The following is an 11,836-nucleotide window of genomic DNA, read 5'->3' as shown; positions in this document are numbered from 1 at the left end:
AAAAGAAAAATAATGGCTAACGCAGCCACTAGTGTTATCACTATGCGGGCGCTAAGCTGACTTTGTATCGTTCTAAACATAACATCCTCCGATTGACAATTGTCAGGACGAGATAACGCTGTCAGTTATAGTCTGGATGATATGTACGCTCGCAGCTCTTCCAGGTCGAATGGCTTCGAAAAGAAACCAATCGCACCAGCCGCCTTCGCTTCGTTGACTTTGTCCGCATCACTATAAGCAGACATCATGATAACCTCGGTATCTGGACGCATCGTACGAACCGTATGCAGAACATCCAGCCCATTCATATCAGGCAGGCTAACATCCATAAGCACGATTCTGCTCGGACATTCCCGCATCGAGTCTAGCGCTTGCTCTCCCGTCTCTGCCTCTCTTACCTCTAGCGGCAGCTCTTCCAGCGCTTCCTTCAATAGAATGCGGATAGACAGCTGATCTTCTACAACAAGTATAGAACAATGGCTCGCCACATCCTGTCCTTCGTCCATATCCCTGTGATTGGGCGAACTGTTGACTGCTATAGCTGGAGCTTGTTCAAGTGAACGGGGACGCTGCTTACTTATAAAGTATAAATAAATAATAAATGGGACAGACGCGGAAAATAACACGAAAAAAATAGTTCCACAATCCTATCCTCCTTCCGATGAGGACGACAACAATCGAGTTATTACGACAACGATAAGGATGATTATGATTCATATTATAGTATGTTTTGTCGAAGTAAGATATGCTATTTTCTTATTTTTCCGAAAAAAAGACCTTTACATGAAAATTATCACGTAAAGGTCTCATAAACAGGAATGTTACAACAAAAATCATGAATCCATAGATTGTTCTGTTTCAATCGGCATCCGAATTGGCAAAGAGACGATAACAGTCGTCCCTACACCAGGTTCACTTTCAATGGACATTTCTCCTCCATGAGCCTTAACTAACTCGTATGTGATGGCAAGCCCCAATCCAGTACCGCCATGGCTAGGATTAACCTGATAGAACTTGTCCATTACTTTAGTCAAATGTTCTTCGCTTATCCCGATTCCCTGATCCACAATCCGAACAACCACCTTTTCAGCATCCCAAGAGGTGTGAATCGTGATTACAGATTCTTCTGGCGAAAACTTGACCGCATTATCAATTAAATTCAAGAAAACCTGCTTTAAACGATTCGGATCGGCGTTCAGCATCTGCTCATTTCCTCTAACCCGCTCTTCCAATCGAATTTGCTTCTTCTCGGCCTTCATTTTTACTTGTAGGATCGTGTCTTCGATAATCGTAGCGATGGACACTTGTCGCCAATGGAATTGCAGCTTATTCTCTTGCAGCTTTGAGAAGTCAAGCAATTCCTCAACAAGCCCAATTAATCGATCAGTTTCCTTATGAATAACATTCAAGCCCAACTTCGTTTCCTCTTGATCGAAGGAACCAGACAACAGAGTTTCGCTCCATCCCTTGATCCCCGTTAATGGCGTCCGCAATTCATGAGAGATGGAAGATACAAAATCATTCTTCAATTGATTGCTTCGAACAATCTCCTGAGCCATGAAGTTGAGCGTTTTAGACAGCTCCCCAAGCTCATACTTGTATCCATCCTTGGCCCTGACGTCGAATCGCCCGCGTGCCATATGAGCCGACACAGCTGTTATTTCGTTGATCGGCTTTACAATCGAATTAGCCAAACCAAGACTAATAACCAAGACGATAATTAATATGGTTATAGACACCAATATGGATACGAGTACGATACTATTCAACTGGCTGTTCACGACTTCCAATGAGGTTACAAGTCGGACAATGTAGCTGATATTGCCTCGCTCAAACAATGGTGCAGACACTGCCATAATTGATTCACCAGTTCCAGGCTGTTTGCCTATCCAATGCTCAATCTTACTTTGCTGCGCGCTGAGAACATCTAGCGTTCCGATCGGCTTGTCTACTCGAAACCCGCTTGAGGAAATGAGCACTTTTCCCGTTCGATCCAAAATCTGAACTTCAGCACCGCGTAATTTGAACAGTTCTAACAGCTCTGGCAATAAACCTTGGTCATTTTCACTAGAGCTTAAGTTGATATATTGCTGATAATATCTTGTCGTTACAGATGCATGATTCGTTAAATTGCTGGATACGGAATCATAATAATAGGTCCGCACAGAGATGAGGAAGACCACTTCCAGCATCAGCATCGTCATAAAGACAACGATGAAGTAATGCATGACTACCGAGCGGCGTATGCCCGGCTTAATCAAGGAGTTATTCCCTTCCATTTATATCCGTGCCCCCATACCGTTTCCAGGAATCTTGGCGATGATGGCTCATCCTCAATTTTTTGACGCAAACGACGAATGTTCACATCCACAATTTTAGGATCGCCCATGTAATCTTTACCCCATACATGATCAAGCAGCACATCTCGGCTTAATGTCATCTCTTCTTTTTCCATAAAGAACTGAACAAGTGAGAATTCTGTAGGAGTCAGATCAATTGCTTGATTGTTTTTCGTAAACCGCTTCGCAATTAAATCAAGTGAAAACGGTCCAGATTGATAAACTACCTTTTGTGCAGTATGCTGGTAGGCGCTAACCCTGCGCAGCAAGGACTGAATCCGTGCAACCAGTTCTGTAGGACTGAATGGCTTGCTGACATGATCGTCCGCGCCTACTGACAGGGCATATACTTTATCCTGCTCTTGCACTTTAGCAGTCAAGAAGATGATTCCGAGCCGCTCATTCTGCTCCCTAACGCGTCGGCATACTTCGAATCCATCAATTCCTGGTACCATGACGTCCAGCAGAGCGATATCAATAGTCGGATCGTTCATAATCATTTGATAAGCATCATTGCCGTTATCTGCTTCTACAACATCGAATCCATTCCGTTTCAAATTAATGACAATAAAGCTGCGGATCGATTCTTCATCTTCAAGAATGAGTATTTTCGTCATCGTTACTATCTCCTTACTTCATATCCTTTAAGAATCACTGTCGCTCTTGATAAGTTCCGGTATTTTCGGAATAGCTTTATTCGCTGTAAGCGGCTCCTTGCTATAGATGCCGATGATCTTGTCCCCAAATGAACTTAGATACGTCCATTTTCTTTGTAGGACTCCCATGCCTCCGGTGTAAAGAAGCGGATGATGGCGAACGTTTCGTTCGTATGCAGATCGACAAAGCGGAGCATTTCATCTTTTTCGATTTCGTATCCACTGTTACACGTCCATACCATGATTTTGGGAAAGTCAAATGGAAGCGATTCAAATGATCGCGATATTGCTTCTCTACCAGTTTCAAGCCTTGCTGTCCATCCCATTGGAAGAAATTAGTGAAATAAGGAATCTCATACGGCTGATATAATTGATCCCAGCCTTGAGGAGTTTCAGGCTTTCCAATTTCTATAATTCCATCACTGTTCATATCCATGCTAAGAATCTCTTCTTTTTTGTTACCCAAGCCATTCTGAAGCAGCGCCTGAAGCGTTTGATCCTTTTTCATCCCAATGATATCTGTAAGATAGTAATTGGCCCCCGCTATCGCATCAAGCACAATTCCTTTCCGATCCTTCGAAATAAATCCGGAGACCATATTGGTATATGAATTAGCCAAAGATGACAGTTTCAAATCTTGATACTTGATCAGCTTTCCATTCTGATAATCAAACGCACTGAGTTGCGCCGTTTGGCTTTGGCCTGTTCGATAATTCAAAATGAACAATTTATTTTTGCCGCTCTGATCTAGATCATCGATAACGAACTGGGAATATGGCTGTTCGAACATTCGAATCATTTCCGTATCTGTAAATCGATACACAACCAGCCCTTTGTTCAGCTTTGTGTCATTGCTTCCATAACCAACTACGAGCTCCAGATTTTTATCTCCAGTTAGATCCACCAGCTCCACCCGATCCAACTGGGTGCCTTCACCATCGAAGTCGAACACCTTTGTCCATGTGTCCCCTTCTGACTTAAAGATCATCCCATGAATGCGAACGTCCTTGTCTGGCGTCTCGTAGAACACGATGGCTTCTCCCTTGCCGTCATTGTTAAGGTCAGCAATGCGGATCGTGCTTGTATCGTCTGCATTGCGCGGCCGAATGACATTGGCTCCTTCAGGCTTCTGAGAATCAATAATTGATTTTAAATTCGCTTTATCTGCGGACAATCGCGGTTCCTTCAGCATCGATTTAGGATCTTGAACCCACTCACATCCGCTTAGCAGTAAACTTGCCAGTAGAAGGAAGAGCGATGCTTTACGTATTGTTCGCCTTTTTATCATACATGCCATTCCTCCTTTATTGCTTCTATCATTTTGCTTCTTCATGAAATACCAGTGCTAATGCTCAAAATCCGAATTACAGGCATACTCTATTATTATAAAAAAAAGAGTCACCTAATGGTGACAATCCCGTGACAAACCTTGTATCCTTTTCTACTTTATCAGGAGTACGCCTAGCCGATATCCAAGTTAATAACGATTGCCTGCAAATAAACACCACTTAACACCATTAATACCACAACTTATCGATAATCCCGTTTTCCGCCTTGATGTCCTTTAAGTCATATACGGATATCGGAAAGTACAGGAAACCATATACATAAGCCGCAATCTCATAAAGCTGGAAGAAGAGAACCAGTGCTTTATCCGTCATGTAGAAATCTTGATCAGGCCGTATAGATTTGAATGGCTCAAGTGTTTCGATATCTCTCTCCTTGATCTGGGCAGCCACATGCTTAGACAATACATCCACATATGGGGCTCCCGGCTTGAACAATTCAGGCAGAGACAACAGTTTTCCTGTCTCCGTCTCGAAAGTCAATCCTCGCTGATACGTCATTCCGTGCGCGGCATGATAAGGATAGTCGTAAACACTCAAGGTAAGGCTTAGATATCCTCTTTCGTTTAATTTAATTTCAAACCAGCCCTGCACCTGAATATTTTTCGGATCTTCCTCATAGCCAGAAGTACGAATTAATTCCATGACCTGCTTTTGGATCGTGTGATTCATACGCTCCGCCGCTTGTGGATGCTTCGGATCCACCACGACAGGAACGTACACCTCCAGATTGGGCTTACGAATAACATGAGGCTCGATCGTAATCGGCAATGGATACAGCATAAAAAAGCCACCTCCTACGGATGTATGAATAGTTTAAAGTTGGGCGTTCTTCTTTTCCCACTCTATATCCTATGCACCTTATAGAGATGGCTTGACAATTGCCTATTTACTTTTGACAAAATAAAACTAAAGAATAAGTGCCTTCTCTGATTGGAGCAGCCGTCTGCCCTTTACATCTACAGCAATCGTACCGTTTTGGAGCCCCCATAAGCGCGTTGCATATTTCTCCGCAAGCTCTACCTGATGGAATACAGCTATAACGATCTTGCGCTGTTTGGCACACAGATCTCGGAATGTCGATAACACAGATTCAGCAGATTGCGGGTCTAAGCCAAGCACGGGCTCGTCCGCAAGCAGCACATCTGCACCATGCACGAGCGCTCTGGCAATAGCAATACGCTGCTTTTCCCCACCGCTCAAATCACCGCACTTCTTGTGAGCCTTGTCCAATAAGCCAAGCTGCTCAATTGTGTCCATTGCCCCCATATAGTCATCAGAACGAACCATCCCCGTTGCCATTCTCCACAGCGGAGTTTGATGGAAGCGTCCGATTAAAACATTCTTCAACGCCTTGCGATTGTCAGACAGTACTGGGTTCTGCTCCAAGTACGCGAATTCCCGCTTTACCTTGCGTCTGCCGTTCCATTGCTGGGCAAATATATCGACTCCGTCAACAATGAACTTTCCGCTCGTCCATCTTTCTTGCAACGCCAGACACTTCAACAGGGTTGACTTCCCGCTTCCGCTTGCGCCTATTACACCAATAAACTCTCCCGGGTGAACCTCAAAGCTAATATTTTTCAATACCTTCTGATCAGGAGGGTATTGCTTCACTAACTGATCTACTTTAATCATCGTCAAGACTCCTCTCCATTCCGACAATGGCCGTTCACTGCTCTTGCGCTGCAAAAGATTATTTATATCGTTCCATAGGTCGCAGCGAATGAAGAACACTACTCTTAGTGTAAGGAAGGCAGCCCCTAACTTGCAAGCGTTTTATTGTGCCGCCTGAATATGAAGCCAAGTAGCGAGAAGCCAATATACCAAATGCCGAGCAAGTAGAACATGCTGCCGACTGATACGTACTGGATGCCGATGCCCGCTAAATTCGGACCAACGATGCTCCCTAAGCTAAAATGTATGGATGCAATCACGTTAGCGGAAGGCAAATATTCCTTCGGCAATATGTCTGCTGCATACGCCAAGCCTAAAGAGAAGAACGAACCTACTAATCCGCCAACAAGCATGAACATTATGAGAATCCCCCAAATATTCGTCCCTGCAAGCGGGATGATAAGGAAGCCAATTCCCCCTAAGATACCGCATCCCATCAGCACTTTTTCCGATCGATGCGATCACTAAGCATACCTAATGGCAGCTGCAGGATAAGTCCTCCGATCCCGAAGAACGGAAGCAAGTAGGATATCCAATGCTGCTCCATGCCGAGACGCAACGCATACACCGGGAAGTTGCTGTTCATGGAAGCTTCCATATACCCGTATAGGAATGCAGGCAGCAGCGCGAACCATGCCCATTGATAGGAGCGGCGGTAGCGCTTCTCCGGTCTAGATCCGTCTTTCATCATCGCAGCCTGCTCATTTGGCAGCTTCACATATACAATCGCCATGACGATCAAGAACATAAGAACAATCGCGATGAACGGCGCAGAGTCATGTATGGCCAAGAGATTGATGCCTAATGGTCCGAAGCTGAAGCCTACTCCATATGCCATACCATATAATGATATATTTCTTCCCCGTCGATTCGCAGGACTGACAGACACAGCCCAAAGCTGTGTCGCATAGTGCAGCGCACTGTCACCAAGACCTACGACAATCCGCAAAATGAACCATACCCAAATGTTTGGGAATATCGGAAACAATGCTAATGCAAACGTAACCGATACCATGCCGGCAAGCAGCATTTTTTTAAAACCAAGCCGAATGAGTATTCGCTCTACAAGGAACATCATAGAAAACACACCTAAATATAGAGCAGTAGCATTCAGTGCATTCAAGTCAGATGGAACGCCCATTCGTTCCAAGAAGATCGTAAGCAAGGGCAGCAGTAGACCCTGGCTTAAACCTGTAATCATAACGACAATGATGAGAATGATAAATTTCCAAGTTGGGGAATCTGTCGCGTTCCGCCAAGATGCCATTCTTTTAAACCTCCCCATTTCCTCTATCAAATGAACATTTCACAATTATAGTAGACAATGCTATGCAATACAATTCATAATAAACGAAGACAGTCATTGTCATTTACCAAGGAGGCTACGCAGGCATGACCTATCATGTTCGTATCGACTGTTCATCGGTATATGAACTTATTGGAAGCTTCATGCTATTTGTACACCGCAAATGGATTCGCAACGTAGACAACGGCATGACGTGGGTACGTCAAGCAGAGCAAATGATGCCCGCCGAGTGGGACGAGCACGCCCGTCAGATCAAGCGATATTCGTTAACGGATTATGACATGCTGTATGCCATGGCGCTTGAATACGCTGGCGGCAGTCAGATCACCGGGTACATCAAGCATCTGGAACAGGCAACTGAAGAGCAGTGGAAGCTCATTCAGGATCAATATGGTCTGTCCGAGAAGCCTCTCACGAGAGAGAAGTGTCAGCTGCACTATGTTCCTGCATTGAAATGCTGGTATGAGCACTATATCTCTCATACATTGCCGCAATGGGAGCCTATTTTGCAGCAAGATGCGCATGAGAAGCGGCTCTTAATGAGCAAAATAAATCCAGAAGAAGTTGTTGAAGTCGCCACAAACGGCATCGTCATCCGCGATGAGCAAAATCAGATTCGCGAGTGTATCCTTGCTCCAATGTGGCATTATCGTCCCATGAATAATACGTGCACCTTCAAAAACAAGCTGCTTGTATTGTACGCAGTGGACGAACCTGAAGAAGATGATTGTATACCATCTCACAACCTTCTCCGCATGACCCAGGCACTTGCTGATCATGAGCGGCTGCAGCTGCTGCGCTTCGTCAGTCAAGGTGCACGATCATTCACTGATATTCAGCAGCATCTCGGGTTATCCAAAGGAACTGTGAAGCATCATTTGGCCGTTCTTCGATCCGCTGGATATATACGTACCTATTGGGACGGCAATTCGGAGTCTATTGCTCTTCGTCAGGAAGGGTTGTCCGACTTGTCTGTATTTTTAGAAGATTATGTACAAGTGCAATAGTAACGACTGACAATGTTCGCGTAATGGAAGATCATCGTTATCCTCCTCACGCTTGTCAAGTCTGAAAAGCGCAAGGGGGAAATTATATTGACTACATCAATTCCTAAGCAAACGATACTGTTCGACATGGATGACACACTCATTTATTGCAACAAATACTTTGACATCGTCATCCATCAATTTTTGGATACAATGGCGACATGGTTCAGAACATGGAACATCCCTGCTGCGGAGATTAAGTCCATACAATCCCAATTCGATATTGAAGGCGTGCATAAGAACGGCTTTGAGAGCGAGCACTTCCCGCGCTCTCTCATCGGCGCTTATCATCACTTCTCCAGCCTTACCGGGAGAGAAACGTCAGATGAAGAAGTCGAATTTCTGCGAAAGCTGGGAATGAGCGTTTACGAAATGGAAATCGAGCCTTATCCAGGTATGGTCGAGACACTAGAACAACTACGGGATGCAGGTCACCGTCTGTATTTATATACTGGCGGAGAGCCTGTTATTCAACAGCGTAAAATTGATCAAATGAAGCTGTCCCAATACTTCGATGATCGCATATTTATCAGGCAGCATAAGACAGCGGAAGCGCTGGCGGACATCGTCGCGGATCAGGACTTCCAGCCTGCCAATACATGGATGATCGGCAACTCGGTTCGTACCGATGTGGAGCCCGGGCTTATGGCTGGCCTAAATGTCATTTATTTAAAACGGCCTAATGAGTGGTTTTACAATGTTGTCGAGATCGAAACAAAGCCACAAGGCGCATTGTATACAATCGAACGGCTCGCGGACGTTCCACGTGTCATCCTAAAGTGGTTGACGTCCCAAGTGCAGAAACCAAGTCAAGCAAAGGCCTAAAGCCATCTAGCAAATAAATAGATCACAGTCACTGCCGGCTTTAGGCATGGGTTAGGGCGAAAAGCCATGTATAACCGCAGCAGCAATGCTGTGTTGTCATACATGGCTTCTCTCAATCTTCGTAAATCTTCAAATCCCCGCTTGAACGATTGGCGAAGCCCAGTCTTCCTTTTACCGTTGCGTTTCCCTTCGTGAAGTTAAGCCTTTTGGTTGTCCCCTTCTCTAGCAGATCGCGCATCATCACTGCAGATATTGTCTTGCCGATCGCCAACTGTTTCTTCCACACGACGAATTTACAGCCCTGTTTGTAGTTCGAGCAGCCATATCCCTTGCGTCCTTCGATAATCGTTCCGCCGCAACCTTCGCGCGGGCATAGCCCAAATGTTTCCGGCGGCTGCGGTGAACTGCTCGTTCTTGCTTGCCTGCCTCTGTCCGAAATTGTAGAGACTGTTTTACTTGACATAGCGGCATGACTTCGAGCATCATCAGACGTGCCGTTTTTGTCCGTATATGCGCTGGTTCCATTGGATTTTCTGTTTCCCGCTCTTTTTCCAGTTCCTTTGCTCCCAGGCTTCTTGTCAATTTCAATTAGCGCGAGCACGTCGGCCGACACCGGCTTCTGCTTCTCAACGCAATCTATGACATGTAATGTGAACTTACGCACTGCCTCCATGAACACATCCTCGGAAGCCTCACCTCGGGCGATCTGCGTCAATCTGCGCTCCCATTGCCCCGTCATCTCCGGTGAAGTAAGCAGATTAACGCCGGCTCCGCGAATAAGTTCAACCGCAGTCTTTCCCTTCGTTGTCAATGTCAAGCGCTTGCCTGTCATACCGATATAACCAACCTGCTTCAAGCGCTCAATTGTCGCTGCGCGTGTCGCTGGCGTTCCCAGTCCTGCATCCTTCATCGCATCGCGAAGCTCCTCATTATCCAACTGCTTACCCGCGCTTTCCATTGCCTTCAGCAGCGTACCCTCCGTATACGATTTTGGGGGCTGTGTGGACTTCGGTGCAATCTCCGCTTCTTTGCAATCTACTGGCTGCTCCTTGATCAGATGAAAGGCATCTTCTTCTCCAAGCTCTACAATCTCTTCTGTCGATGAGGACTTCTCATCGCCATCGTCCTCGTCCTTTTGCTTCGAACGTTTGGTAGTCCGGGCGGATGATTTCTCCTTTAATCCGTCATAGAGATTTTTCCACCCTCGTACTCGCCATTGCTTCATGCTCGTCTTAAAGACGATTTGCTCCACCTCTGTCAGCACCGTATATAACGTGTACTCCGCCACGGGATAGAAATGCGCTAGCATACGGCGCACAATAAGATCATAGATCTTGCCTTCCTCCGAAGACAATGTACCCGGACGCTTCGTCGTCGGAAGGATTGCATGATGATCCTCCACCTTGTCAGGATTGCACACCCCGCGATTGTTACGATGGACTCGTTTCGGATCTGCCTGCCCGGTTAGTGCGGCATACTCCTGCATGTTCCTCAGCATGTTCAGTGCTTGATGCATACCTGCGATATTCTGTTCGGTGACATAGTTCGAGTTCGTGCGCGGGTACGTAATTGCTTTATGTTTTTCATACAAGGCCTGTGCAATGTCTAGGGTCTTTTTCGCAGAATAGCCGTATCGCGCATTGGCATCGCGCTGCAGCAGCGTAAGATCATACAGCTTATAAGGGTATTCTTTGCCTTCCTTCACATTATACTCCGCAATGCGCCCTTCTCTTCCTCTTACCTTATCTGCGATGCTAGTTGCCAGTTGCTCGTCCACGATTCGATCGCCTTGTCTTATCCCTTTGTAGATAACGTCCCCTTGTTGAAAGACAGCCGTTATATCGAAGTACGATTCAGCCTGAAAGGCGGCAATTTCCTGCTCCCGATCATAAATGAGCGCGAGAACAGGCGTCTGCACTCGCCCAACGGACAATAAGGCTTTATGCTTCGTCGTGAAAGCACGTGAAGCATTCATCCCGATAATCCAATCCGCCTCGCTGCGAGCTCTTGCCGCGGCTGTCAGCCGCTCATAATGTTCCGCTCCCTTCAACTCCTCGAATCCGCGACGTATTGTTTCAGCGGTCAAATCCGAAATCCATAAGCGCTTGACGGGTTGCTTCCACTTATAGTGCTGTTGGATAAGCGCGAAAATATATTGACCTTCCCGCCCTGCGTCACATGCATTCACAACTGTACTGCATTGCTTGGCCAGCTCGCCAATGATCTTCAATTGATCCTTCGTCCGGCGTTCCGCTACGATCTTGAATGCAGACGGGAGGATTGGTAGATCATTGAAGTTCCAACGTTTATATTTGGCATCGTACACTTCAGGCTCAGCTAGTCTGAGCAGATGTCCAATCGCCCATGTAATAATATACCGTTCACCTTCAATATGAGTTCGATGCTTCCGTCCTCTCGGTTCAATGACAGAAGCTATGTTGCGGCCCATATCCGGTTTCTCTGCCACGACAAGCGTCTTCATCCTCTCACCTCTTTCCTTGCACAACAGAAGAAGCCGCGCATTCGACACCTGGCGCAGCTTCTTGCAAACTTACCTATTCCTTATTATTATCTACAACGTCCATTAAGGCAATAGAGGTTGACGAATGTGGCTGTAATTGGTCTGTCGTGAACCGCTTAA

9 protein-coding genes and 1 pseudogene are annotated in these 11,836 nt (G+C 45.9%); 2 read left to right on the top strand and 8 right to left on the bottom strand.

From position 1 onward, the window contains the following. Positions 1 to 125: 125 nt before the first annotated feature. The 7 genes and pseudogenes from PAV_RS22105 to PAV_RS22075 all read right to left on the bottom strand — a co-directional run bounded on the left by PAV_RS22105 (position 126) and on the right by PAV_RS22075 (position 7,285). On the bottom strand, positions 126 to 626 hold the full coding sequence (locus tag PAV_RS22105) for a response regulator (RefSeq protein WP_005549961.1): 501 nt from the start codon (positions 624 to 626) through the stop codon (positions 126 to 128). A 207-nt stretch (positions 627 to 833) separates the two neighbouring features. Then, complete coding sequence (locus tag PAV_RS22100) at positions 834 to 2,279, bottom strand: sensor histidine kinase (RefSeq protein ID WP_005549960.1); 1,446 nt, start codon at positions 2,277 to 2,279, stop codon at positions 834 to 836. After that, a complete protein-coding gene (locus tag PAV_RS22095) occupies positions 2,258 to 2,956 on the bottom strand; it encodes a response regulator transcription factor (protein WP_005549959.1) in 699 nt (232 codons plus the stop codon). Before PAV_RS22095 ends, PAV_RS22100 begins: the two co-directional genes overlap by 22 nt. A gap of 100 nt (positions 2,957 to 3,056) precedes the next feature. Next, positions 3,057 to 4,283: a hypothetical protein gene (locus tag PAV_RS22090; protein WP_005549958.1), complete on the bottom strand. Its 1,227-nt coding sequence runs from the start codon at positions 4,281 to 4,283 to the stop codon at positions 3,057 to 3,059. Between the two features lie 229 nt (positions 4,284 to 4,512). After that, a complete protein-coding gene (locus PAV_RS22085; RefSeq protein WP_005549957.1) occupies positions 4,513 to 5,124 on the bottom strand; it encodes a DUF3298 and DUF4163 domain-containing protein in 612 nt (203 codons plus the stop codon). Between the two features lie 126 nt (positions 5,125 to 5,250). Continuing rightward, positions 5,251 to 5,979: a phosphonate ABC transporter ATP-binding protein gene (locus tag PAV_RS22080; RefSeq protein ID WP_005549956.1), complete on the bottom strand. Its 729-nt coding sequence runs from the start codon at positions 5,977 to 5,979 to the stop codon at positions 5,251 to 5,253. Between the two features lie 125 nt (positions 5,980 to 6,104). Continuing rightward, positions 6,105 to 7,285: pseudogene (locus tag PAV_RS22075) on the bottom strand (MFS transporter). Positions 7,286 to 7,410: 125 nt separating this feature from the next. On the opposite strand from PAV_RS22075, the gene PAV_RS22070 reads away from it, so the two are divergent. Both PAV_RS22070 and PAV_RS22065 read left to right on the top strand, forming a co-directional pair. Further along, entirely contained in the window at positions 7,411 to 8,331 is a 921-nt protein-coding gene (locus PAV_RS22070) for an ArsR/SmtB family transcription factor (protein WP_005549951.1), read from the top strand. Between the two features lie 87 nt (positions 8,332 to 8,418). Next, on the top strand, positions 8,419 to 9,195 hold the full coding sequence (locus tag PAV_RS22065; protein WP_005549949.1) for an HAD family hydrolase: 777 nt from the start codon (positions 8,419 to 8,421) through the stop codon (positions 9,193 to 9,195). A gap of 112 nt (positions 9,196 to 9,307) precedes the next feature. Here PAV_RS22065 and PAV_RS22060 read toward each other — a convergent pair whose 3' ends face one another. Further along, positions 9,308 to 11,677 carry a DNA topoisomerase 3 gene (locus tag PAV_RS22060; protein ID WP_005549947.1) on the bottom strand — a complete coding sequence of 790 codons (2,370 nt, stop codon included), beginning with the start codon at positions 11,675 to 11,677 and terminating at the stop codon, positions 9,308 to 9,310. Positions 11,678 to 11,836: the final 159 nt, after the last annotated feature.

Origin of the sequence: Paenibacillus alvei DSM 29 (assembly GCF_000293805.1) — a bacterium.
Taxonomy (GTDB): Bacteria; Bacillota; Bacilli; order Paenibacillales; family Paenibacillaceae; genus Paenibacillus_B; species Paenibacillus_B alvei.
Note: the sequence above shows the minus strand (reverse complement) of the source record. Positions and strands in the feature narration are given on the sequence as shown.